General features: G+C 55.9%; 18 protein-coding genes and 1 pseudogene. 2 read left to right on the forward strand and 17 right to left on the reverse strand.

Going from position 1 to position 25,971, the window contains the following annotated elements; all coding sequences use genetic code 11:
- The 10 genes and pseudogenes from ABEA12_RS00470 to serA all read right to left on the reverse strand — a co-directional run.
- On the reverse strand, positions 1-169 hold a 169-nt coding region (locus ABEA12_RS00470), incomplete at its 3' end, for a helix-turn-helix domain-containing protein (protein WP_425571708.1).
- A 280-nt stretch (positions 170-449) separates the two neighbouring features.
- Positions 450-719, reverse strand: a pseudogene (locus ABEA12_RS00475) (IS110 family transposase); the annotation flags it as partial.
- Between the two features lie 398 nt (positions 720-1,117).
- The gene (locus ABEA12_RS00480; protein WP_210100568.1) at positions 1,118-1,867 is read right to left on the reverse strand and encodes a hypothetical protein; all 750 of its coding nucleotides are present in this window, start codon (positions 1,865-1,867) and stop codon (positions 1,118-1,120) included.
- A gap of 315 nt (positions 1,868-2,182) precedes the next feature.
- Positions 2,183-2,602 carry a hypothetical protein gene (locus ABEA12_RS00485; protein ID WP_210100567.1) on the reverse strand — a complete coding sequence of 140 codons (420 nt, stop codon included), beginning with the start codon at positions 2,600-2,602 and terminating at the stop codon, positions 2,183-2,185.
- Between the two features lie 119 nt (positions 2,603-2,721).
- Entirely contained in the window at positions 2,722-3,666 is a 945-nt protein-coding gene (locus ABEA12_RS00490) for a glycosyltransferase family 4 protein (protein ID WP_210100566.1), read from the reverse strand.
- Positions 3,667-3,703: 37 nt separating this feature from the next.
- Positions 3,704-5,593 (reverse strand): glycosyltransferase family protein, encoded by a 1,890-nt coding sequence (locus ABEA12_RS00495; RefSeq protein ID WP_210100565.1) that lies wholly within the window; start codon positions 5,591-5,593, stop codon positions 3,704-3,706.
- A gap of 39 nt (positions 5,594-5,632) precedes the next feature.
- On the reverse strand, positions 5,633-7,330 hold the full coding sequence (locus ABEA12_RS00500) for an ATP-grasp fold amidoligase family protein (RefSeq protein WP_210100564.1): 1,698 nt from the start codon (positions 7,328-7,330) through the stop codon (positions 5,633-5,635).
- A gap of 37 nt (positions 7,331-7,367) precedes the next feature.
- Entirely contained in the window at positions 7,368-8,912 is a 1,545-nt protein-coding gene (gene metG, locus ABEA12_RS00505; protein ID WP_210100563.1) for a methionine--tRNA ligase, read from the reverse strand.
- A 47-nt stretch (positions 8,913-8,959) separates the two neighbouring features.
- The gene (locus tag ABEA12_RS00510; protein ID WP_210100562.1) at positions 8,960-10,012 is read right to left on the reverse strand and encodes an NYN domain-containing protein; all 1,053 of its coding nucleotides are present in this window, start codon (positions 10,010-10,012) and stop codon (positions 8,960-8,962) included.
- 311 nt (positions 10,013-10,323) lie between these two features.
- The gene (gene serA / locus ABEA12_RS00515; protein ID WP_210100561.1) at positions 10,324-11,919 is read right to left on the reverse strand and encodes a phosphoglycerate dehydrogenase; all 1,596 of its coding nucleotides are present in this window, start codon (positions 11,917-11,919) and stop codon (positions 10,324-10,326) included.
- A gap of 869 nt (positions 11,920-12,788) precedes the next feature.
- Between serA and ABEA12_RS00520 the strand changes: the two genes are divergently transcribed.
- Complete coding sequence (locus ABEA12_RS00520; protein ID WP_210100560.1) at positions 12,789-14,990, forward strand: hypothetical protein; 2,202 nt, start codon at positions 12,789-12,791, stop codon at positions 14,988-14,990.
- A 109-nt stretch (positions 14,991-15,099) separates the two neighbouring features.
- Here ABEA12_RS00520 and ABEA12_RS00525 read toward each other — a convergent pair whose 3' ends face one another.
- On the reverse strand, positions 15,100-16,692 hold the full coding sequence (locus tag ABEA12_RS00525; protein WP_210100559.1) for an ABC-F family ATP-binding cassette domain-containing protein: 1,593 nt from the start codon (positions 16,690-16,692) through the stop codon (positions 15,100-15,102).
- Between the two features lie 201 nt (positions 16,693-16,893).
- On the opposite strand from ABEA12_RS00525, the gene ABEA12_RS00530 reads away from it, so the two are divergent.
- Complete coding sequence (locus ABEA12_RS00530) at positions 16,894-17,130, forward strand: hypothetical protein (protein ID WP_210100558.1); 237 nt, start codon at positions 16,894-16,896, stop codon at positions 17,128-17,130.
- Between the two features lie 51 nt (positions 17,131-17,181).
- On the opposite strand, the gene ABEA12_RS00535 is transcribed toward ABEA12_RS00530, so the two are convergent.
- The 6 genes from ABEA12_RS00535 to ilvD form a co-directional block, all read right to left on the reverse strand.
- Positions 17,182-19,245, reverse strand: a complete 2,064-nt coding sequence (locus tag ABEA12_RS00535) for an SH3 domain-containing protein (RefSeq protein WP_210100557.1) — start codon at positions 19,243-19,245, stop codon at positions 17,182-17,184.
- Positions 19,246-19,521: 276 nt separating this feature from the next.
- The gene (locus tag ABEA12_RS00540; protein ID WP_210100556.1) at positions 19,522-20,370 is read right to left on the reverse strand and encodes an HAD-IIB family hydrolase; all 849 of its coding nucleotides are present in this window, start codon (positions 20,368-20,370) and stop codon (positions 19,522-19,524) included.
- 135 nt (positions 20,371-20,505) lie between these two features.
- The gene (ilvC, locus tag ABEA12_RS00545; protein ID WP_210100555.1) at positions 20,506-21,528 is read right to left on the reverse strand and encodes a ketol-acid reductoisomerase; all 1,023 of its coding nucleotides are present in this window, start codon (positions 21,526-21,528) and stop codon (positions 20,506-20,508) included.
- A 39-nt stretch (positions 21,529-21,567) separates the two neighbouring features.
- Positions 21,568-22,086, reverse strand: a complete 519-nt coding sequence (gene ilvN, locus ABEA12_RS00550; RefSeq protein WP_210100554.1) for an acetolactate synthase small subunit — start codon at positions 22,084-22,086, stop codon at positions 21,568-21,570.
- Between the two features lie 6 nt (positions 22,087-22,092).
- The gene (locus tag ABEA12_RS00555; RefSeq protein WP_210100553.1) at positions 22,093-23,970 is read right to left on the reverse strand and encodes an acetolactate synthase large subunit; all 1,878 of its coding nucleotides are present in this window, start codon (positions 23,968-23,970) and stop codon (positions 22,093-22,095) included.
- A gap of 287 nt (positions 23,971-24,257) precedes the next feature.
- Complete coding sequence (gene ilvD / locus ABEA12_RS00560; protein WP_210100552.1) at positions 24,258-25,961, reverse strand: dihydroxy-acid dehydratase; 1,704 nt, start codon at positions 25,959-25,961, stop codon at positions 24,258-24,260.
- Positions 25,962-25,971 lie beyond the last annotated feature (10 nt).

Consider the following 25,971-nt stretch of genomic DNA (forward strand, 5'->3'; position numbering starts at 1 on the left):
GGTTCAGTGCTTTGTTGCCTTCGGCAATATAGCGTTTCTTGACTTTGTAATAGGACGGTCGGCTGATGCCCAGTTGATCGCAAAATTGCGAGATACTGAGGGAGTCTGGCAGACCCGGATCGAACTCTATGATTTGACGGCGTACCGACGCCGATAATGTATTTGACACACAACATTATCAAATAATCCGAGGTCAGCTCCGGGTCTGCCACACCTTTGATACCTGTCAGCGATGTTATGAGAGATCATGTAAACGATGTCTTGAGTGATGCTGTAAGCGATGACCTGAGAGATCACATACCTTCAGACGCTATTTAGCACTCGACTTTGGCGGGTCGTCGGTATTGCCGCACCGTCACCGATGAGGAATTTCTGGTGTCGGATCCCGATACCGGCGAAGTGGTCATGTCCTTCCCGTTGCCGATGATGGCCATGCACAAGAACGGCANGCGGGCTTCTCCAGCCCGGCGCAGGGCTGCTGGGCTCGGGTATTTGGCCAGCAGTTCTGCCATGGCCACGTGGTCAAGGTGCGGGCCGATGACCCGTTCCAGGGCCGGGTGGATCTGGGTGAGCAGACCACGGATGCGGTTGGAGGTCGCGGTTCCCTGTTTGGCGAGGTCATCATCGAATCCGCAGAGCATCGAGAGCTCTGCGACCTGCTCTTCGGGGACCTCGACGGTGCGCAGGGTGTGGGGCATGGTGCGAGCNCAACCCACAAGCCAGCGGGCCGGTCTTGGATGGCTTGTGGTATTTGTGCACAAAGTCATGAGATCGGTTGTCAACGAAGTGATGAGTTTCAGTGTCCACGATGTTGCGAGATTACACACCAAGTGGGTGGAATGGGCGTACCAGGTAGGCATATTAGCCAATCTGCCAGGAAACGATCTTCGAAACCGTCCACGATGTATCGAGACATCCTGTCCACGATGTCATGAGATCGTGTGTCCACGATGCGCCGAGACAGGACATATGAAGTCTTGAGACCTGGTGTCCTCGATGCCGTGAGGTTTGGTGTCCACGATGTGACGAGGTTCCACACCAACGAGCCGGAACATGAGTACCTTCAGACGCTATTTAGCAATTTGGCAGCAAGCCCGACCCTCATGACACAGCTGGGCTAGCCACGCACCCCATATGTAAAATGCCAACGTGGATCGAAAGAATGCTTTATATCTAGCGAGGGTGTTTCCCCAAGGACCATCTCCACAAAGGGAAGTATCGTGCCTGGAAGCGCGTGACCCGTATCCTCGAGGGTTCCCCAGTCCGTCGCAATCAAACTGTCCCCATGTGTTGTAATCCCACCGGCGGCACCAAGCCCAAACCAATCAGCCAGAAGAGGGAAATGAGGTAGCTTTCCAAAGGTAGATTGATCACGCATATTTCCGAAGTACGTGAAGCTCGACGACAATAGACGATATTTTAGAGCTTCGCGGAGGTCCAAGCGTGCTGCATAGCGTTCCATCATTTCTTCCCGACTGGAACAATCGGGAAACGCTTCTGCCAGCAGGTTCTTAATTGTCCAAGGTTCGTAACGATCAACGACGGTTTGCCCGCTGACAGAAATTGCCCGCGAATTGGGAACTTGAGAACCAACAAGAATTGCCGAATACCCCCCAGCCGAATGGCCTACTAGTACCGTCTGTTGAACTTCTAATGCTTCACCTGCACGACGAACGACTTTGCTTATTAGACGCGATAAAGGCGTAGACTTATTTCCAGCCAACCAGCCAATATTGATCTTTTCACCCTGCAATAACGTCGAATCGGAAACAAACAGCAAAGACTCTCCGCGGGTCTTAAAGGAACTAACAAACTGGAATTTGGGAAAGTCTGCTTTGGCTCGGTTCTCGGCACCATGAAAACCCACTAGAAGCCTACGATTGCTCTCCCGCGGTATTAGCAGAACGTCCACGGGTAATGTGTACCTTGGGTCTACGACGATGTAACGCGCTGGAGCCGATAAATCAAAAACGATTTCGTCTATACTCCCGAATCGGCGTATAGGCACGCCCATTAGTTTGTCGAAATCCGAATTCTGTCCCCGATATTCGACGAGCGCGTCCCCGAAATGTGATGAAGCCATTATAAAATTATACATTGCCAAGTTTTCAACTTACTAAACCGTAGAACTAATCCTGATGCCTCCAGCCTTGCGCGTTTCTAGAACCTCTGGTCAGTCTGATTAAATGATCACGATCTTCCCACCCAAATTCTTTGCAACTTGCTTCGCTTCATTCGTCTCGATGATCCAATCCTCGCCAACAACCCAACTTCGCTTACCCAGATCGTATTCTTCCGTCCAATTCCGACTGGCTGCAACCTGCTTCTCAAGGTCCGTTGCGTCGACAAAGTAACCAATCCGGACACCCTCTTCGCAGGATCCTGATGCCGACGCAAGTTGTAACTGATCACCAATAGACCACTCATCACAATGAAATCCAGCCTTAACATACCTATTTTTGATTTCGTCGAGTTTTCCCAATTCAAGTGATTCGGACGCCGTCGAAGGCGACATCTCCGAACTTGCGACGACACCCGTCTTCGCGCAACCCGCAGTCAAGCACATCGCCGACAAGGCCAGGATACTAAAAAGTTGTTTCATTATATATTTAATCCCTTCAGTAAGATCACAAGCAAATTCCACAATTATACAATCACACGGCTTAACCGTGCCGACTCCTTGTAGATCACAGACTGCTGGCTCAACGAGAAAAAACTTGCTTATACTCTATTTAGAACCCGCGAATCGTGAAGCCTGGTAATCTCTTGACGCAGAGCGGAGAGATCTCCGACATCGACCAGAGAGTACGCGCAGCCGGCCAGTGGCTCTCGCTCCGCAAGTGCACCAACGTCGTAAGCAACCGTGTCTAGGCCACAGGCAAGTGCTTCGGCAACACCATACCCAAAAGATTCCCCAAGGCTTGTACTGACGAAGACACCATGCTTTCCGGAAACATAGGAATAAAGCGCGGCTATTTCTTCTTGAGAAAGGTTCATCATGATATGGACACGTTCGTCCAACCGATAAGAGACCACATCCGCCATGAATGAAGAGGCCCGTTCAGGTTCGGTTTCCATGCTGACGACCAAAAGACCTATGTAGGACTCTGGCAGCAAGGACAATGCCCGAAGGAAATCACGCGCATTTTTACCTTTGTCGAAACGGCCTATCCAAATTAAAGGAATAGATTCTTTACGAAAATCCCAAATCATATTTGATTGTTTCTGGAAAAATATTGAATTGTCAACAATATTAGGCAAAACTTTAACATCGACAGTGCATTCGCTTGGAAGCATTGAAACTATAATATTCTGTAAATATAAGCTTGGTACGATTATGTGTTTTAATTTATCTAGATTTAATATATCAACTTCTGTTTTCAATATTGTTTCAGTTGAAGAATGAAATTCATACACAACATTATCCGGTGCAATATCTAATAAAATATTTGCAATTACTGGTAGTGAGGTTATTCGAACCTCGTCGTACGTCGCGGTCGAGTAAGCATATTTTACGAACGCTTCGAGCCGACCCTTATCCGCAATATCAACCCTAGCGTTTTCATAAGACTCGAAGACACCTCTGGCACCGAAATCATTTTTGAAGACCATGTGATGCCGGTCGGATGGGCTGTCGGCTATGCGGTTCTTATAGACAGTGGTCATACCACCCATGCTGCAGTTTGAATATATGGATAGGATGTTACGCATTCCGTGCACTGTCCTTAAAGAGTTCAAGCATAGTTTTGGCTCTAGATTGCCAATTAGATTTTACAAGGTATTTTTCAATTATATCAATCGTAACTGAATCGAAATTCATACTCATTGCCGAGTCTAATTTTTGAATAAACTGATCAGCCGATTTATAAACGAAAGTTGCAGGCGCAGAATCAACACTGCCCATCTGGGCAGACACCACTCTGAGCCCGACTGCCAAGTATTCATATAATTTGTTCGGATCAACAGCAAAAGTTAATGTGGATGGCTTAAAGGGAATCAGTCCAACCTTCCAACGCTTCGCTATTTCAAGAAATTCATCATGACCCTGAGGTCCCAAAAAGACAACATTATCCGGCAAAGACATATTCTCAGGCATACCATGGCCAATGATTTCAAATACATATTCAGGCCGAAGTTTCGCCGAGTCCAGAACCAACTTCCAGTCAAACCAAGAAGGTGTCAGATGGCCGAGATACCCGACAATCCGTGATTCATGGCGTAATTCTTCGGCAAATACCCCTCTAGCCCGGATACCATTCTCAATAAGTTTGTCAGCTACTGCATTCGGAACTGTTATCGCATCATTTCGATTCGAAATAATATTCATTTTATCGGATAGACGTGGGCTAACGGTAATAATTTGATGAGCTATCTGCGCCATTCGACGCTCAAGCATAGGATCAAACCACTTCGAGTAACCAACACGGTTAAATTCCTCCATATCGTCTCGAACCTCATAAACGACATGCCATCCCTTCGCCTTCAAGTAGTCGGAAGTAAAGATGGCGGTGTTGTCAGGGAACGAACTGCATATAAAAATATTCCGACTCCCGGAGCGAGTACCTACGATCCTCTGTAGGATAGGCCAATGCTCTCTAGAAACCATTAGTGTGTTGGAATCCATTAGCATCGCTCCCCCATCCACACGGCTGAAAGGCAGGAAGATTATTTTCGCTCCAAGATCGACAAATTCTTTAGCAAGCCGGTTTGGTCTCAATAAGAGACTGGGATGCCCAAGTACAGGCGCCGTAGTGTGTTGTATTATCAAAGACTGCCCTAAATCAATTGCCTCGACGAAGGCTTGAATAAGGACTATGGGCGAACTCGTCTGATTAACCTCAGAAAAATTCACTGAAATCCCAGGTACAAATCCGATTCGAATTGACTTCGACCCTTTCCAGGGCAATATGCTCACTTCTGCGGTCTCAGCCAGTGGCGGGACATCAAAGTTGTATTCAGTTGGCTCTATGTTGCTGTTTACGCCCATCATGGCATAGTGATAAGCCCCGTGTTTGGGATTAATAGCGGTCCCAGCGTTCGGAGGAACCAGAGTCCGTTTTGCGTCGAAGAATTGGCACGAGATGAGTGCACTCGCATCCTCTCCTTTATCAACAGCGAATAGTCCAGCAGAGACTGCAACTTTTCTTGCTCCCGTTACGTCCCGGCTGAATACAATTGGTTGCGTCAAACCAGACCAGAACGCGCCCATTTCTACATCCGTTACTCGAATCTCGCCGATACCCTTAACACGAAAAGCCACGGTTGCCCGTACTGTATCTTTGCTCGTTGTCGCTTCAACCCCGCCATCATTCCCCCAATGATTGGTGCGGGTACCATCAGCTTTATAGAGCATAATTACCCATTGCCCTAGGACATTGCCAATAGAACGCACCGTCGCATTCACATAGAGTCCCGCACCTGGTTGGAAATCAGTGAAGGAATAATCGGGTAGTACTGAGAAATCGCCATTTCGTCTACCACCAACTACATAGCCATGATTACCTGGCCCTACTTCGATATGAAAACTTGCGGGACTTTCTGTTGAGAATTCAATCAGATTTTTTCCGTAATATTTCCAAAGATTTTTCAACATAAAGTTATTGGCCTTTTCTGGTCATTTTGGATATATATATTATAATTTTTTTTCAGCTTCATTCCATAGCCAACCCAGTCGCTCATCCAGTCCAGAAGAAAATGAGAAATGTTGCCTGAAGTATGGCCCACCAGGAGTGAGCGTAACTTCACCCAAGAGCGGGCCATGCGGTGTCGCGAATAGGTCAATGCGCGCGAATCCTGTTGCGAGTTTTGATGAGACGTCGATTGCAAGCGCGCGAAGTTCCTCCCACATGGTTGGTCTGTTGGAAGCAGCCATAGTTACATACTTCTCATTGTGGCCGATCAGATTATGGGGGACGTGTTCGAAGTTTTCATCGAACCACGTGTTGCGAGAACGATCGGCGTTTCGGTCAATGCATTGTATTAAAGCGATTTGTCCCTTGAAAGCGTAGAATTTAAAATCTCGAGGTATCGCGTATTTACCAATATCGTAAATTCTTTGCTCAATTATATACTCCGAACTTTTCCATTTATCAGAAATTGTCTTTTGATATGATAAAATTTCTTGTATAGAATAGGTTTTTTTTGTCATATTATCAAAGTAGGTATTTGTGGATTTCTTTTCGAGTACCATTACACCAATTGAGGATGAAAGAGAACGAGGTTTTATCACCACATTGTCATATTGAGCAAGTTGTGAAAGTTCGTCAATAGAATTAGCCGTCGCGTAAATTTTCGGTTTCGGATAGTCGTATTTTGAGCAAAAATCATCAAAACTGAATTTATCTTCCAGAGACCATGGAACATTAGGCTCCTGGTCCCAGATCCTGCGGCTCATTCTCTCATGCCACCCCATCTGACGTCGGGCAGTTTCTCGAACAACCTTAATCCGTTTAGAATTACTTGACCAGTCAATAGCATACTTTAGACTAGATATAAATATTTCTTCTGACTCTTCTTCTTTGAACGATTCGATCGAAGAGGAATCAGAATAGCTAATAAATCTAATATCCTGTTTACGATCAGAACAAGCTAAAAGTTTTTCGAATAAAGAATATCTAAGATTTTGATTTATCTTCTCTTTATTGTTGACTAATAATATCTTATTTACTAAATTATGCGAATAGCGATCAATGATTGAAAATCTATCATCACCAATAATTTTTTGTGTTTGTTCATTAAGCAATGGTGAATTATTTTTGGTTTCAGTAACTTGTGGCCAAAATAATTTCGTGTACGTACTCTTTTGAGTTTCGTATAAAGAGGACGGTATTGAGATTTTTGCGTCAAGCGCTACGACTAAGCTATGAGGAATTAGGGCAGATGTCTGCAAGGCCGCGAATCCACCACTAGCAGTTCCTACTAGAATGACTCTCGAAGCTCCAATAGCCTCGGCAGCTTTCACAACCCACTGGGCAATTATGTATGGCAAATTAAATCCGCGCCAGCCGGTATACCAAGCGACCTCAAGAGTTTCGTCAGCCCAAAGTCCTGGATCAGCAAAATACATCGAACTCACGTCTAAAGCACTCAAAGAACTAAGTCGCCCAAATCTGGGCAAGGTAGTACTAAGCCTGTTCACCTTATCGTGGAAGCTGACTACCAGCGTTTCAGAGCCCTTATTAATTAGAAGTGCATCCAGATGGCAACCTTCAGTCGTGTATCTGTATCGAGATGGGCCTTGCGCGGAAGCAGGAACAAAGCTGGTTGGGCTAGGCACCGTCGTAAACGGAGTTTTCATTCCGTCATTTAGTGAAAGATTGAAGTCAATCATTTCGATCGAAAGTTCCTTTCTCTGCCATGATCGCTACTCACAAATCATATTTTGGGAATATCGGTGTTGGTGCGGGTAAAGGACATCCCGGCACCATAGGTAGACCAAAGGACACGAATTCGCGGCAGGATCCGTCCGCCATTCCTAGTGATTTGAGAAGCGCATCTGCCGCTTCTGGCATCACAGGTTGAACCAGGATTGCTACTCGCCTAATGACCTCGAGGGTTATATACAGCACTGTTTCCATACGGGCCACATCAGTTTTACGTAATACCCACGGTGCTTGATCCGCAAAGTACGCATTCGTGTCCCCTAAAACCGTCCAGATTGCTTCAAGCGCCCTACTGAAATCCTGTCGCGAATAGAAGTCTCGACAAGTCTCCAACAGCTTGCCCGCCTCGGCAAGAATCTGCTGATCCGAATCCGTGAACTTACCGGCAGCCGGGACCACTCCCGCACAGTTCTTGGCCACCATCGACAGTGAACGCTGTGCTAGGTTTCCTAAATTATTGGCTAAATCGGAGTTCATACGCCCAACGATGGTCTCGTGGCTGTAGCTGCCATCCGCGCCAAAAGGAACTTCCCGGAGGAAAAAGTAGCGAACCTGATCCAAACCATACTGGGAGATAAAATCCCCAGGAGCAACGACATTGCCCAAGGACTTCGACATCTTCACGCCGTTGTTGTGAAGGAACCCGTGGATCATGACGCGCTTCGGCAGCGGGAGCTTCGCCGACATGAGGAACGCAGGCCAATAGATGGCATGAAAGCGGGAAATGTCCTTGCCGATGACGTGGACGTCAGCCGGCCAGTACTTCTTGAAAGATTCTGAATCGATGTCCGGGAAACCTGCACCGGTCAAATAGTTGGTCAGCGCGTCAACCCACACATACATGACATGGTCTTTGTTACCGGGGACCGGTACGCCCCAGTCGAACGTGGTGCGCGAGATCGAAAGATCATCCAACCCGCGCTGAACGAACCGGATGACTTCGTTAAACCGCGAATGCGGAGCCCCAAAGTCAGGCTGCGACTTGTACAGTTCGAGCAGCTTGTCTTGGTACGCCGAGAGGCGGAAGAAGTAGGATTCTTCCTCGGTCCATGCGACTTCAGTATCAGTATCCGTGGAGTAACGGACCCCGTCTTCACGGACTTCGGTGTCTTCCTCGGCATAAAACGCTTCATCGCGAACCGAGTACCATCCCGCGTACTTGTCCAGGTAGATGTCTCCGTTGGCCTCCATCCGCTTCCAGATCGCTTGGGCAGCGGCATAGTGATCCGAGTCTGTGGTCCGGATGAACCTGTCATAGCTGATGCCAAGCTCGTCATTCATGGCTTGGAAGGCATCGGAGTTGCGCTGCGCCAGCTCACGCGGGCTGATGCCCTCACGTTCCGCCGTCTGCAGCATTTTCTGGCCATGCTCGTCGGTACCGGTCATGAAAAACACGTCGTACCCATCAAGGCGCTTGAAGCGTGCCATGGCGTCAGTGGCGATTACCTCATAGGCGTGCCCGATGTGTGGCACGCCGTTCGGGTAGGAGATGGCTGTGGTGATGAAAAACGGAGTCTGCTCAGAAGTCACCCTAGAAATCTATCGTATTTTCGCTTCCATATGCCCATCGGAGACCCTTATGTGAGCTGATCGAGCTGATCCCAGAAGGCAACGCGCAAAGCACGGCGTACTTCCTGTAGATCCGTCTTCCATTCACCGATCTGTTGAGCACAGTCCTTGAGCAGAACCCTGTCAATCTCTGCAGGTAAAAGCGGGCGATCGGAGAGCAGTTCTTTGAGCTCCGCTTGCGTCGTGCTGGCATGCCAATTCTGTGCCACGCTTCTACCGACCTCGGCAGCCAAGTCTATTGATCCGGCGTCACCACCGTCATCTCCGGTAAATCCAGAGGTCTGATGCGTTGAGCTGTAGACAAGCTGATAGTCAGACGTAGCTGCCGACGATGTTGGCGCGAGAGCCGAGGTTTTCTGTCGTGCTCCCAAGAGCGCAGGCGTCGGAGCCTTCGGAACTACTGGCTTCGGCACGATCGAATCCGCGTCGTTTACAGAACCCGGCTCCTTGCTTTCTTGGGAAGTATTGGCCATGGTGGATGTTTGAGTCGCATGGCCGGTGTCCCATGACACTGCCTTAACGAACGCATGCTTGATCTGATCTTCGGGCAGGGTGATGATGCTATCCACACGCAAGGCCAGGTGCTCAGCCACGGAAGCAACACCCAATCGATGATCCGCCTTCTCCACGCCCATCAGCACGACCTTCATACCCAAGTCTTGGGCTTCTTCCACCGCTTCCGCCAGATCGTCATCTCCTGAAAATAGGAAAGCAACGGAGGCTGCACGATTGCGGGCAATACCAACGAGGTCAAGACCGAGCTTTAGGTCAACGCCTTTTTGCTCTCCGTTGAAAGAAATCCGGCCTAGTCTAACTTTCACACCAGGTATCAGGCCAATACGCTTGTGCTGATCAGTAAAGATGGCATCCTTCGAGGCGTCATACCAATAGATGCGTAAGTTCTCCAGTCCGCTCGACTCTTTGGCTGTTCTGAGTATTCCTGCAATCAACGCTTCGTAGTTGACAGTAAAAGCTGCACGTAGCGTGGTGCCTGAGGCCCTATGTCCCCCTACTGCTAATAAGAAGCTTGCATCTACGAACACAGCACTTTGAGGCATCATTCTTCAATCTTATGCTGTGGAAAGGTTCGACCTGGGAACTATCCGAACGACGTACGCGTGCCAAACGCGACCATGGCGTAGTGCAGCACCTCCAGACCCACATTCCAAAGTGCCACGTGCGTTGCTGTTTCTCACGAATATTCGAAGCTGTGGAGGACCGACTTAGCCACCATCGCACTCTGGACTGCCATGCTGCCCTCAGCCAACAAACAAGCGAGCCTCGTAAGCGACTGGAGAAATTTCCACAATCGAGTCCGGGAAGTCTGCTTACGGGTGCAAGGCTCGCTTTTGACGAAAGTCCGGGGACTACTTTAGTCCTGCAGGTTGATCTCTCGCGCCACTGTGGCTCCAATGGCCGCACGGACGATATCCAGGACGCCGGCCGGCAATGAGCAGTCGACGGCCAGTACCGCGACGGCCTCGCCACGCTCTTCCTTTCGGGCCACCTGCATACCCGCGATATTCACGCCCTGATCCCCCAACACGTTGCCCAGGGTGCCGATGACACCGGGTCGGTCCGCGTAGCGCAAAACGATCATGTGGTCGGTGACAGGGATTTCGATCTCGTAGCCGTTGATGCCTACCAGCTTCTCGATCTGCTTCGGTCCGGTCAGCGTGCCGGAGACCGAAAGCTGGGTTCCCTCGGTGGATGCCCCCTTGATGGTTAACAGGTTGCGGTATTCGGACGAGTCGGGTGTGGTCACCAGCCGGGTGGCCACGCCGCGTTGTTCGGCCAACACCGGGGCGTTGACGTAGGAGACCTGGTCGGAGACAACGTCCATAAAGACACCCTTGAGTGCCGAAAGTTCCAACGCTTTCACATCAAAGGATGCGATCTCGCCCGCAACGACGACATCGATATTGGTCAATGAGCCTACGGTCAGTGCGGTGAAGATGCGACCGAGCTTCTCGATCAGCGGGATGCCCGGACGGACGTTCTCGTCAATGACGCCGCCGGCAACATTGACGGCGTCGGGGACCAACTCACCGGCCAGTGCCAGGCGGACGGACTTCGCCACCGATACGCCTGCCTTTTCCTGCGCTTCCTCGGTGGACGCTCCCAAGTGCGGGGTCACCGTGACATTTTCGAATTTAAAGAACGGGAGGTCAGTGCTTGGTTCCTGGACGTAGACGTCGATGCCGGCACCGGCGATCTCGCCATTCTTCAAGGCCGTGTACAGGTCGTCCTGGTCGACGAGACCACCACGTGCCACGTTGATCACATAGGCCGAGTTCTTCATCTTGGCGAAGGCATCCTTGCCCAGCATGCCGATGGTTTCCGGGGTCTTGGGCATGTGGATGGTCACGAAGTCGGCCTGGGCCAACAGCTCGTCTAGCTCCACCAGGGTGACCCCGAGCTGCTGGGCGCGTGCCGGGGTGATATACGGGTCGTAGGCCAGGATTTCCATGCCGAAGCCCTGAAGACGGGCTGCCACGAGTGCTCCGATGCGCCCGAGCCCAATGATGCCGGCCTTCTTTTCGAAGAGTTCCACGCCGGTGTATGAACTGCGCTTCCAGGCTCCGGCCTTGAGCGAAGCGTTGGCTGCCGGGATGCGGCGGGCGAGGGATACGATGTGTCCCACGGTCAGCTCGGCCGCGGAAATGATGTTGGAGGTCGGGGCATTCACGACCATGACACCGGCTTGGGTGGCCGATTTGATGTCCACGTTGTCCAACCCGACACCGGCGCGGGCAATGATCTTCAGGTTCTTTGCGGCGGCAATGGCTTCCGCATCGACCTGGGTGGCCGAGCGAACGAGGATCGCATCAACGTCGGTAATGGCAGACAACAGCAGGGTTCGGTCCGCACCGTCGGTCTGGCGAATCTCGAAATCGGGACCCAAGGCCGCAATAGTTGCGGGCGAGAGTTCTTCGGCCAAAAGGACGACTGGCTTGTTTACAGACACGGGGTGGCACCTTTGCTATTTCAGTGGGCTGGATGCATGGTCAGGGAACGGCCGGACCAGAATCCCCAGAATATCGCCCGGCTCGTCATATACCCGGGTCTACGGCGTGATGTTACGAAGGGTGCGATTGGTCACTAAGACAATCAGCAGACGAGCCAAGATCGCGGCCACTCCCACTGGTCGGGTGTCGGAAACGTAGAGGGTCAACTTTATTACAATGGCCACAATGTTCACCGGGAACAGGCGCCTCACGCTAAGTCTCGTATTGGGTCATCGAACCATTCGGCCTCCTGCTCCTGGTCACGTGGATCCATTGGCTCGCTTGCGTGTTGGAGTTCTCCGCGGTGCTCGTGCCCTGCACACGGCATGGCCATAGTTCAGGTTCTCCGCGGGGCTGGATTAGCATCAGTAATCTGCTCTCGCTATCCGTCTCGACGAACGAAAGGCTGAAATGGAGCCCTTGTGTCACTGCTTCAAGAAGATGTTTCCATCCTCAGTGGGCGCCATCGACGCAGAATTGCAGCTCGTCTCTCCCCATCGATCCGGTCACCATAGAGCTTGATGCCTTGAGTCATCTTGAGATTTCAGCCCGCGAAAATTGCTCCTGCGTGATGCGATTGACGCCAGGAAGCAAAATTGGCACAGCTGACATCAACGGGGTAAAACGGCTCAGCAGATGGCGCATCACTCTGGTGTTGGCAGTGGTTCCGATGCTCCATTCGAAAACTGAAGCCACCATTTTTGACCCCAAGGTGCGGATCCAGCAAAGTCCCATGTCGGACTGTTAGTCTCAGTGCCGTCCGTCAACAGTTTCATCAAAAGCGAAAGGCACAGAAGTGCACCCCGATCCCCGGCGCGGCCCACGCTCCGTGAGCAGGCGCGGTCTGCTTTCCCTGGCTGTCGTAGCCGCCGGAGGAATGGCGCTCTCCCCCCGGGCTCCCCAGGTGGATTCACTCCCTCCGACCCCGGAAGCACCGCCTGTCCCGATGCCGGGTCCACCTCCGTGGAAGAACCGCGACCCCTTGCTCACCGCCCCGCTGTCCACGTCCGCCCACACGCTCGGCGCCATCTCCCGCTATGAGGCCGCCTTCCCGGCTCTCAATACCAAGGCTGTGGTGCCCTTGCCGGGGCTGGCCAACACGACCAGCCCGTGGCTTGCCGCATCCATTGTCGGGCCGGTCAACCAACTCCAGATCGTGAACCCGGAGACCGAGACACCCGCGCACGTCGTCAGTATCCCCGATAGCCACAACGGTGGTATCGAATCCCTGGTCTGGCACATGAAAACGCGAACGCTCTACCTCGGCACCGGAAGCAAGCTGTATTCGTGGAACCCCAAGAATCCGCAAGAAATGCGTCGGATCGGCGAGGTCCCGGGCGCAAGCACCCTGTATGACCTCACCCTGGATTCGGCCGGAAACCTCTGGGGCGGCACCTACCCCAACGGCTCAACGTTTACCTACACGGTGGCAACAGGGAAGATCCGGGCTCATTCCCGACTGGCCGCGGACACCGACTATGTCAGGCGTGTGGCCATCGGGCCGGATGACGTGGTGTGGGCCGGGACCGGATCGGTGAATCCACGGTTGTTCACCTTTCCCGCCGCCCGTCCAGGGCAACGCACCGAGGTCCAACTGCCTAACCCAATGACCGAAGGTTTCATCTCCTCCATAGAGGTGCTCGGAGACCGGGTGGTGGTCATGGCCAGTGACATCGATGGCCAGCTACTGCTCGATCCCGCCACTCTCAAGTGGGTGGGCACGGTGGACCGCAAGTGGTCCTCCCGCAAGGTTTCACCGCTAGTCGAAGGTGCGACGACCGTGTACACCGTCACCAAGAATGAGCTCTACGCCACGGACACCGCAACGTGGCAGGACACCTTGCTCGGCGTCGTGGAAACCAACGCACCCCTGTCCTTACAAGCAGATGGACAGCGCGTGCTGGTGACCAGCGAGCTGCCCACCGGGCTTCGCCTGGAGTATTTCAGCCTTTCGGAGCGCCGCGTGGAAACTCGGCGTACGCTCTCGCTGACCACCGGCGAATACAAGATCCAATCCCTCATGGGGCACTCGGACGGGAACATCTACATCGGCGGATACATGGGCCAAGGCATCGCCTCGGTCAACCCCGACACCAACGCACGCTGGCACTCCCCCCATGACGAAAGGCTCATCAACCAGATCGAAGCCATGATCGAGTTCGATGCCGAGCGCACCTATATCGGCTCCTACGGTTCAGCCGACATCATCGGCTTGAAGAGCGCGAAAAAGGACACCGAAGAGGGCTACAGCCGGCTCGATCGACTGAGAACCGAATACCACCAGTCACGTCCTTTCGGGTGGGCGACGAACTCAACGAACGTCTTCTTCGGCACCGTGCCGGATTACGGACGTGCCGGTGGCGTGCTGGGGATGATCGATCCACGCTCAAACAAGATCGCGTGGGTGCTGGACGGGGCAGGCAAGGGGTTCATCCGGGCTCACTCCATCATCGGTTTGGCTGCGGACGATCGCTATGTCTATGGCACTTCGTCGGTGCGGAACGGTTACGGGATCCCGGACACCACCGGTGCTGCCAAGGTCTTCAAGCTGGAGATCTCCACCAGGACGAAGGTCTGGGAAACGGCACCGGTTGCTCAGACCGGAGCACTTTACGCGCCCAAGCTCATCGCCGGCTGGTTGGTGGTGGCCGATATCGAGGGCATCAACATCATCGATCCCGCCACCGGCCGCCTCGCGACCCGCCATCGATTGACCCAGGGGAACAACGCCACCAGCCGTCCCGGCTGGGCCAATGCAGACATCGCCCAGGTCGGCGACGGATCGAAGGTGGTCCACAGCGCCGCCGGCACCACCACGGTGGTGGACTTCCGGGCCGGAAGCAGCGCCGTTATCGGCAGCCAGGACAGCAAAGAACGGTTCGGGGCCCGGCTCGCCTCGACCCCGACAGGGCGGGTCTTCGGATACACCGACAAGACCGTACTGGTTGAGCTGGACTTGCTCCCCGCGACGGCTGCACCAGGGTCACAACGGCCGTCCAAACCCACGACATCCCCATCTACTTCATCGTAGGATCCCAAAACGCCCGGCTGCGTTTTTTCTGCGCGTTGTTGTTGTAGCCCCACCACGAAAGGGGCCACGCCTATTCATGGCTCAGTGGCCCATGGCGGACACGAAGCGCCTATGCCCCGCGGACGGTGATTTCCCCTGGGTCAGCACCCTCCGCCCCAAAAACGAGGAAGCGGTTGGCGATCTTCTCGGTGAAGAACCGGTCATGGCTCACCACCACCACAGCACCCGGGAAATGCAGCAGAGCGCGTTCCATGACTTGGGTGCTGGACATGTCCAGGTGGTTCGTGGGTTCGTCAAGCACCAGCACGGAAGCCCCTGATAAAAGACACATGGCCATGGCCACGCGCGCACGTTGCCCGCCCGAAAGGTTGCCGATGCGGTTTTTCAGGTCGGCTTCGGAGAACTGGAACATGGCCAGGAACCTATTCACGGATTTCTTGGTCGCACTGAACGCCAAGGAATCAGGCATGGAGTTCACAGCGTGCGTCACGGTGTCTTCGGGGTCCAGTTCCTCAAGGATCTGGTTGTACGACACCACCGCAGCTCCCTTGGTCCAGGTGACGTACCCCGAATCCTGTTCTTCCTCCTGTGTCAGAACGCGCAGGAGCGTTGACTTGCCGCTGCCGTTGGCGCCCAGGATCACCAAGCGGTTCCCGCGACGCACTTCAAAGCTGAGGTCGGTGAAGAGCGTCTTTTCATCATAGGCTTTCGATAGGCCCTCGACCCGGCAGAGCGTGTCCTTGATGTGCAGTCCGCCGTAGATCTCGGTGATGATCTTGTCCACGGGCCGCGGTGCCCGCGATTTCTTGATCTTTGAAAGCTTGCTATCCAGGCCCTTGCTGGCAGCCTTTGCTGCTTCGCGACGGTCGGAGATCCCCTCGGCTTCGAAGGCGAGAAGTTCCGATTCGTGGACAAACTGTGATTCCAGGCTCTTGAGCTTGAATTGCTTGGCCACCACGTATTGGGCAAAGTTCCCCGGGTATTCGTGGAGGTGGAAGTTTTCGACTTCGACGATCCTGGTGACCACCGAGTCCAGGAACTTGCGATCGTGCGAGACGATGATCGCGGCACCCTGGAATGACTTGAACCAGTTTTCCAGCCACTCAACACCCGCGACATCGAGGAAGTTGGTCGGCTCGTCGAGCAACAGCACGTCTGGATCTTCCAGAAGGATCTTGGCCAGTGCAGCCCGGTTGCGCCATCCACCGGACAATGAATCAATGGGGCAAATCCGGTGGGCTTCGTCAAAGCCCAGTTTGGTGAGCACCGTGTCGATGGAGCGGGGGTAGTCCCAGCCATCCAACCTGTCCATGAATTCAAAAAGCTCGGACTGCCGATGGATCAGGCGATCCATCTCTTCGGGTGTGGGATCTACGGCAATGGCCTGATCGATCTGTGCGAGTTCCTCCTCGATCCCTTTGACCTCGGTAAAGAGATCGTTCAGCACTTCGGAAATAGTTGAGTTCCCGTTGAGTTCGGAGAACTGGGAGAAGTAGCCGATCTTTGTTCCCAGATCCACCGATACCGTGCCGGTATCCGGAACAATCTTGTCAAGAATGAGCTTCAGCAGGGTCGATTTTCCGGAGCCATTTCGACCGATGAGCCCGACCCGGTCCCCCGCTTCCAGCTTGAAGAAGGCCTCACGTAGGATGTGCTGGTTTTCGAATCGGATGCTGACATCGTTTAGCCTGATCAAGCTCATACGGGCGGGGTCCTATCTAGAGAATCTGTGGTGGAACAAAGTGCACGTACCCCCGGATGGAGCCTGCTCGATGAAATGGCATCGGGTCAAAGCCCATGAACACCATCAACGATTCTACAAGGCAAGTTTCCAGCGTGCTTACTGGTCATCGCGATGGCTTGTTTCAGGTTCCAATGCCAGACTGGAGGCAGGAGGCATCCCGTGTCTGGAAAAGATTTCACCGGTTCACGCGACAGTTCTGCCCACGAACAACTCATTTGGGACTATATCGAATCGTTGCCCAAAAACGAGATAGACAGCATCATCGGCCGTGCCGAGCGCAAGGTAGAGAAAATCGCCTACGGGATGCACATGGCAGGACGGCCCATCAACCTGAAGATCCGCAAACGCTTGATCCAATCGGCCATCCTGCGCGAACTCAATATCCGCGCAGGATGACGCGTGTGGTTCCTTCGCTTAATTCACGTTTCCACTGCTGTGGATCGATCACTACTTGACCAAGGGCACGCCGGTCCCTGAATTGCCGTGGGTCTCAGCATGGATGTGATCCATGTGCCTGGTTGTATCATTCCAGTTATTGGCAAACTGCGAACCGTATTTGCCTGATTTCGAGTATTCTTCCCAACCCTTGGCCGGACCCAACCAGATCTTGTCCTGCCAAATCAGGTAATAGATTCCCAGGGATTCACGGTTGGCAATCAGTAAACGCGCTACGTCGTCGCCGTTTTTGATCCCTTTGACTGATTTGTAGTCCCTGATCATCAGGTCGGTGGCACGGCCGCTGCTGTGTCCCACCGAACCTGCGCGGATACCACCATATCCATAGACAAAAGTACCGTACCGCTCTTTAACCGCTGCGTTGACCGCGATCGTATCGGGCTGAAGTTTTCCGGTCTCGATCTTGGAGAGGTAAAGCTCGCTCATCCAGCCGGTACCGAAATTGGTGACGACCTTGGCCCAACCGTTGCTTGAGTGGAGGTAGGTGACCCTGTCGCCGGCCTTGACCAAGCCCATCACCGGATAAACGGTCGAATTCCCGGCCCGGACGTTAACATCGCCGGTAGCCCATCGATGCTGAGTAACCACGGGAGCTGTCGGCGCTGAGGTCGCAAGATAGATCTCACTAACCCATCCGGTGCCTTTGCTGGTCTTGATATGGGCCCAGCCACCTGAAGACTCTCCACGAAGCACACGTTCGCCCATGGGAACCACGCCTATGGATTTGTGGCTTGTTGCTGGCCCTGATCGGAGGTTCAGGTTGGCTGTGGGCCAGCGCGGGGCATCAAAGACGATGGAGTCGAGCTGAGGTGGTGTTGGCTTGACGATCGGGGGTTTTGGCCCGGTCGGCTTGATCACCGGCTTTGGGTCCGTGGTCGTAAGGTACGACGAGCTTATCCAGCCCGTCCCTTTGCTGGTCTTCACGTTGGACCATCCGTTGGATGTCGGCCCCAGCAGGATTCTTTCTCCCTTGGTCACCACCCCGAGTGCAGAATGTTTGGTTCCGGGACCAGAGCGGAGATTGACATTCGCCGTGGTCCACCGCGGGCTGTTGAAAGCCACGGGAGGCTTCGGCGGGGCCTTGATCAACACAGTGGACAGACCCCTGGACTGCACCCACCCCGTCCCAACACTAGTACGCACCGCCTGCCACGCACCCGAGGTACGCAACCACGTAACCCTCGAATTATTCGAAACCGTCCCCAACTTCTTCGAGGAAGTCTTCGCGACCTGATAAACCGGCTGGCTACCCTTCACCCAGCGATACACCGTCGCAGGACTTTTCACACCCAACGCCGAGGACGGCACAAAACCGCTCTTCCCCGACACCACCACCTTGGACCACGACCCGCTGCGACCCAACACCTCAACCTTGCTCTGACGCTGAATCGAGAGCACACTGACCGAGGACGCAGAAGCCTTCGACTTCACCGTCGTAAACACCTGGGCGTAGTGATAAACCTTCGGCTTAGCCGGGGCCTTGATCACCACAGTGGACAGACCCCTGGACTGCACCCACCCCGTCCCAACACTAGTACGCACCGCCTGCCACGCACCGGAGGTACGCAACCACGTAACCCTCGAATTATTCGAAACCGTCCCCAACTTCTTCGAGGAAGTCTTCGCGACCTGATAAACCGGCTGGCTACCCTTCACCCAGCGATACACCGTCGCAGGACTCTTCACACCCAACGCCGAGGACGGCACAAAACCGCTCTTCCCCGACACCACCACCTTGGACCACGACCCGCTGCGACCCAACACCTCAACCTTGCTCTGACGCTGAATCGAGAGCACACTGACCGAGGACGCAGAAGCCTTCGACTTCACCGTCGTAAACACCTGGGCGTAGTGATAAACCTTCGGCTTCGCTGTGCTTACCTTCACCTTGGCCTTGGCCTTGGCAACAGAAGCTATGGGGTCTGCCGTAGCGAGAAGAGGAGCTGGTTCTGCGGTGACAACCGGCTCAATGGGTTGTGCGGTAGCAACGGTGGCTGGCCCGCCAATCAGTGCCACGGCAAGCGAGAGCACTACTCCAAGGTTTTTGTGTTTCAAGTGGTGGCTCCTGGCCTGCGGGTGCGATACAACACACCACAGTACCTACTCAAGCCAAATTACCGGCTCAGACACAAGTAGTCCTACTCGATTATCCAAGTAATAGGGTGTGTGGAACACGTAGTTTGTCCGGACCAACCCCAATATGTCGTTCAGATCGCTCACTAGCGCTTCGGTCCGCGCCGCGGAAACGTTCTAAGGACCACGCACGAAACCAGCACGCTGCATTTTTTGGAGGGCCCCCCTTCCAGTCCGAGCTTGGCCTGAGTCGAAAAGTCAGATGAGTCCGAGCGCCTTGAAAGCAACGGCTATCCCGTTAAGCTCCGGTGGAGGGGCCGTCCGGTCAGCCAACGCGACTAGCCCGGGATGGGAACCCTCGATCGCCACACCTATTCCGGCAAATGCGACCATTTCCAGGTCGTTCTCCCCATCACCGATGGCGATCGTGTCCTTCTGCGTGATACCGAGAGCGGCAATGGCCACCGCAACCCCATCTGCTTTGCTGATGCCTTTCATGAAGAGTTCACCGGTATGCAGGCCCTCGGAGACGATCGAGTTCTCGACCGCGGCAATCTCCTGCCCGATTCCCCCTGCTATTTCTCCCACTGGAATGGATGAGTCAAAAACGGAGACCTTTGAGAACCCTGTGTCCGCGGAAAATGGTTTGATCGAATCCAAGATCGCCCGGGCACCGTTTTCACCATCTGCGCCGCGCTGGTTGAAGTGCCCCTCGATGATTGAACGCAGTCGCTCGAGCACCTCTGAACGAACGTGCAGGGATTCCTGGGACTCCAGGACATAGACCGCATCGTGGGAATCAAGGGATGCCACCGTCCGGGATGCCAAGCCCACGGGGAAACGACGATCCCTCAGGACTTCCCCGGCCACCTCGACGTAAGCCCCGGCGCTGGTGACCAGACCGTCAAAGCCCGCTGCAAGGATGGATTCCTGAAGCATCGATAGCGGCCTCCCGGTGCACAGCAGGACCTTGTGCCCGGCGTCTCTGGCAGCACGCACGGCGTTGGCATTGGCCTGCGGGACAACCCCGTAATCGGCGTAGGTGCCATCCACGTCAAGAAAGACCGCGTGGATTCTGCGGGTGGCTGGAAATCGTTTTTCTTGCATGCTTCCGGATTCTACAGGGAACCGGTGGCGCGGTTCCGAAAAATGAGGATGCCCGCTCCGACATCTCTCGGAACGGGCATCCTCAGGTGGTTTAGGCGAAGCCCAATGCTTCTTTCACCGTGGGTTCGGTGCGCCTTAGCGGGCTACCGAGCCTTCGGTGTAGTCGTCGGTGGTCTTCCAGGAGAAGAGCTGGCGCAGTTCGCGGCCGGTGGCCTCGATCGGGTGGGCCTCACCCTTGGCGCGCAGTTCCTTGAACTCCGGTGCCCCGGCGTCCTGGTCATCGATGAAGCGCTTGGCGAAGGCACCGGACTGCACGTCGGCCAGAACGGCCTTCATGTTCTCCTTGACCTCCGGGGTGATCACGCGCGGGCCCGAGACGTAGTCGCCGTACTCGGCGGTGTCCGAAACGCTCCAGCGCTGCTTGGCGATGCCACCCTCCCACATCAGGTCAACGATGAGCTTGAGCTCGTGCAGGACCTCGAAGTAGGCGATCTCCGGCTTGTAGCCGGCTTCGGTCAGGGTTTCGAAGCCGTACTGCACCAGCTGCGAGGCGCCGCCGCAGAGCACTGCCTGCTCGCCGAAGAGGTCCGTTTCGGTCTCTTCGGTGAAGGTGGTCTCGATGACGCCGGCGCGGGTGCCGCCGATGGCCTTGGCGTAGGACAGGGCCAGGGCCTTGGCCCCTCCGGTGTAGTCCTGCTCCACGGCGATCAAGTCGGGGATGCCGCGTCCTGCCTCGAACTCGCGGCGCACGGTGTGTCCCGGTGCCTTGGGTGCAACCAGGGCGACGTCGACGTCTTCGCGCGGGGTGATGTAGCCGTAGCGGATGTTGAAGCCGTGGCCGAAGAACAGCGCGTCGCCGGCCTGCAGGTTCGGGGCGATGTCGTCCTTGTAGACGTGGCGCTGGACCTGGTCCGGGGTCAGGATCATGATCAGGTCGGCTTCTGCCACTGCCTCGGCGACGGGAAGGACGCGCAGGCCCTCTGCCTCAGCCTTGGCGATCGACTTCGAGCCGGCCTTGAGTCCCACGCGCACGTCCACCCCGGAGTCGCGCAGGTTCAGTGCGTGGGCGTGGCCCTGGGAGCCGTAGCCGATGACGGCGACGGTGCGTCCCTGGATGATCGAGAGATCTGCATCGTCGTCGTAGAACATTTCAGTCACTGTGGTTTCTCCTTGGTAATCAGTGTAAAGATGAGTGCTTTAGGCAGAGACGGAGCGCAGTGCGCGGTCCGACATCGATTTGGAGCCACGGCCCAGGGCAAGTGTGCCTGCCTGGACGATCTCGCGGATGCCGAACGGTTCGAGCACCGCAAGCAGCGCATGGATCTTTTCGGCGTTTCCGGTGGCCTCGATGATGAGCGAGTCGGTGGACACGTCCACCACCGAGGCGCGGAAGAGGTCTGCGGCCTGGGTGACCTGCAGCCGGGTTGCTGCATCGGCACGGACCTTGACCAGGATGTGGTCGCGGCGCACCGAGGCATCGGGCATCAGTTCAACGATCTTGATGACGTTGATGAGTTTGTTAAGCTGCTTGGTGACCTGCTCGAGTAGATCGCCCTCGGCGTCGACCACCACGGTGATCCTGGACAGGCCCTTGATCTCGGTGGGGCCCACGGCGAGCGAGTGGATGTTGAACGCACGGCGGGCGAAGAGCCCGGCCACGCGCGTCAGGACGCCCGGGACGTCCTCGACGAGTACGGAAAGAGTGTGACGTGCCATGTTTTCCTAGTCCTCTTCTTCCCACTCGGGCGTCATGCCGCGAGCAATCTGGATCTGGTCGTTGCTCACGCCGGAGGGGACCATGGGCCAGACCATGGAGTCCCGCGAGACCACGAAGTCGATGACGACCGGGCGGTCATTGATTTCCAAGGCCGCCTTGATGGTCGCGTCGATGTCCTCGTCGCGTTCGCAGCGCAGGCCCACGCAACCATAGGCGTCGGCGAGCTTCACGAAGTCCGGGACGCGCGCGGTGCCGTGTCCGGTGTTCAAATCCGTGTTGGAGTAGCGCGAGTCGTAGAACAGGGTCTGCCACTGGCGGACCATGCCCAAGGAAGAGTTGTTGATGATCGCGACCTTGATCGGGATGTTGTTGATGACGCAGGTGGCAAGCTCTTGGTTGGTCATCTGGAAGCAGCCGTCCCCGTCGATGGCCCACACGACGCGGTCGGGGTTACCGACCTTGGCGCCCATGGCCGCGGGTACCGAGTAGCCCATGGTGCCCAGTCCCCCGGAGTTCAGCCAAGCGTGCGGGCGCTCGTACTTGATGAACTGCGCTGCCCACATCTGGTGCTGTCCCACGCCCGAGACGTACACGGCCTCGGGTCCGGTGAGCTCACCGATCCGCTGGATCACGTTCTGCGGGGCGGAGAGCCCGTCGTGGGTCTCGGTGTAGCCGATCGGGTAGGTTGAGCGCAGCCGGCCGATGGTGGACCACCAGGAGGAGATGTCCGGTGTGCCGGTCTCGGCAAAGCGTGCGCGGCAGGCCTCGGTGAGCTCGGGGATGATTTCCTTGGCCGAACCGACGATCGGGATGTCCGCCGTGCGGTTCTTGGAGATCTCCGCCGGGTCGATGTCCGCGTGGATGACCTTGGCGTTGGGTGCGAAGGTCGGCAGCACCCCGGTGACCCGGTCATCGAAGCGTGCGCCCAGGGTGATGAGCAAATCCGATTGCTGCAGCGCGGTGACCGCGGAGACCGATCCGTGCATGCCGGGCATTCCCACATGAAGCTCGTGGGAATCCGGGAAGGCGCCGCGGGCCTGCAGGGTGGTGACCACCGGGGCTCCTACCAGCTCCGCCAATTCCTTGAGCTCATTGGATGCGTGAGCCTTGATCACCCCGCCGCCGACGTAGAACACCGGCTTGGAAGCCGCGGCGATCAGCTTGGCTGCCTCGCGCACCTGCTTGTTGTGCCCGCGGACCACGATCTTGTAGCCGGGCAGGTCGACCTTCGGCGGCCAGGAGAAGTCCATCCCCGACTGCTGGGCGTCCTTGGTAATGTCCACCAGCACCGGTCCGGGGCGTCCGGTGGAAGCGATGTGGAAGGCGGACGCCAACACCCGCGGGATGTCCGCGGCCTTGGTGACCAGGAAGGAATGCTTGGTGATGGGCATGGTGATGCCCACGATGTCTGCTTCCTGGAAGGCGTCGGTGCCCATGAAGGCGCTGTGTACCTGTCCGGTGATGGCCACAATGGGCACCGAGTCCATGTGCGCGTCGGCAATGGCGGTGACCAGGTTGGTGGCCCCGGGGCCGGAGGTGGCTATGCACACCCCGACTTCCCCGGTGACCATGGCGTAGCCCTGGGCCGCGTGGCCCGAGCCCTGTTCGTGGCGGACCAGGATGTGGTTGATCTTGGTCGAGTCCATCAGGGCGTCGTACGTTGGCATGATGGCCCCGCCGGGCAACCCGAAGACGTCCTTGACGCCTAATTCTTCCAGTGAGCGGACGATGGCATGTGAGCCAGTCATCGCCGTGGGAGCAACGATGTTGTTCGGGCCCTGGACCAGGCTCGACGCTTCCACGTTGGAAGAGACAGCGGCATCCTTGCTACGGTTGGCGGTTTTTGCCACCAGCCCTGGGCTGGCAGGTGTTCCGTTACTCATGGGATTATTCCTTCTCTATCTCTTCTGACCCTGCACATAAAAAAACCCCAAAGGCACCTTGCGGCGAATGGGGTTTGCGCGTCACCGAATCCCTCCATGGTACTGCCGGAGGGGCCCAAGCTCAGCGCTTGATAACTAGTAGTAGTTCGGTGCGATTATGCATTCTTCCAGTGTGGTCGCCGCCGCATCCGGAGTCAAACACCCGCACCTGTAATCTCATTATATGAGACTACTGTCCGATGGGTGGACGCCGAAGCGTCCACCCATCGATCTGCGCGGTCTATCGCCTAGCCACAGTATGCGCCGGTGGAGGCGGACTTGACCAGCTTGGCGTACTTGGCCAGCACACCGGTGGTGAACTTGGCGGCCAAAGGCTCCCAGCCGACCTTGCGGGTTTCGAGCTCCGCCTCATCGACCAACAGGTCGAAGGAACGGGCCGCCATGTCCACGCGGATCCTGTCCCCGTCCTTGACGAACGCGATCGGGCCCCCGTCAACGGCCTCCGGTGCCACGTGGCCGATGCACAGCCCGGTGGTGCCACCGGAAAAGCGTCCGTCGGTGAGCAGCAAGACATCCTTGCCCAGCCCGGCACCCTTGATGGCGCCGGTGATGGCCAGCATCTCGCGCATGCCCGGGCCGCCCTTGGGTCCTTCGTAACGGATGACCACGACGTCGCCGGCGGCGATCTTGCCCGCATCCAGGGCCTCGAGCGCGCCCTGTTCGCGTTCGAACACCCGCGCGGTGCCCTCAAAGACGTCGGCGTCGAAGCCAGCGGACTTCACCACCGCGCCGTCCGGTGCCATCGAACCGTGCAGCACGGTGATGCCGCCGGTCTTGTGGATCGGGTTGTCCAACGACCGCAGGATCTTTCCATCGACATCCGGCGGGTTGATCTCCGCGAGGTTCTCGGCAACGGTCTTGCCGGTGACGGTCAGGCAGTCACCGTGGATCAGGCCGGCATCCAGCAGCGCCTTCATGATCACCGGGACACCGCCGATCTTGTCCACGTCGGTCATCACGTAGCGCCCGAAGGGCTTCAGGTCACCTAAGTGCGGGATCTTGTCGCCGATGCGGTTGAAGTCAGCGAGAGTCAAATCGACCTCGGCTTCGCGGGCGATGGCCAGCAAGTGCAGCACGGCGTTGGTGGAACCGCCGAAGGCCATGGTCACGGCAATGGCGTTCTCGAAGGCCTTCTTGGTCATGATGTCGCGGGCGGTGATGCCCTTGCGCAGCAGTTCAACCACGGCTTCGCCCGAGGCACGGGCGAACATGTCGCGGCGGCGGTCCGCCGAGGGCGGGGCGGCCGAGCCGGGCAGGGACATGCCCAGGGCTTCGCCGATGCAAGCCATGGTGTTGGCGGTGTACATGCCGCCGCAGGCTCCTTCGCCGGGGCAGATCGCTTTTTCGATGCGGGTGAGGTCTGCTTCGCTCATTTTGCCGGCGGCGCAGGCGCCCACGGCCTCGAAGGCGTCAATGAGGGTGACCTCCTTTTCGCTTCCGTCCTCCAGCTTGACCCAGCCGGGCATGATGGAACCGGCGTACAGGAACACAGAGGCAAGGTCCAAGCGGGCTGCTGCCATGAGCATGCCCGGAAGGGATTTGTCGCAACCAGCCAAAAGGACCGAGCCGTCGATCCGCTCGGCCTGCATGACGACCTCCACGGAGTCGGCAATAACCTCGCGGGAGACCAAAGAGAAGTGCATTCCCTCATGTCCCATGGAGATGCCGTCAGAGACGGAAATGGTGCCGAACTGCATCGGGAAGCCGCCACCTGCGTGGACTCCTTCCTTGGCGCCCTGCGCCAGGCGGTTCAGCGAAAGGTTGCACGGGGTGATCTCGTTCCACGAGCTTGCAACGCCGATCTGCGGCTTGGAGAAATCGTCGTCACCCATGCCAACGGCGCGAAGCATTCCGCGGGCCGGGGCTGCATGGATTCCGTCCGTGACGATCCGGCTGCGGGGTTTTATGTCTGGGGTAGTGTCCTGGCTCATGGCATCGATT

The organism is Paeniglutamicibacter antarcticus (assembly GCF_039544305.1).
GTDB lineage: Bacteria > Actinomycetota > Actinomycetes > Actinomycetales > Micrococcaceae > Paeniglutamicibacter > Paeniglutamicibacter antarcticus_C.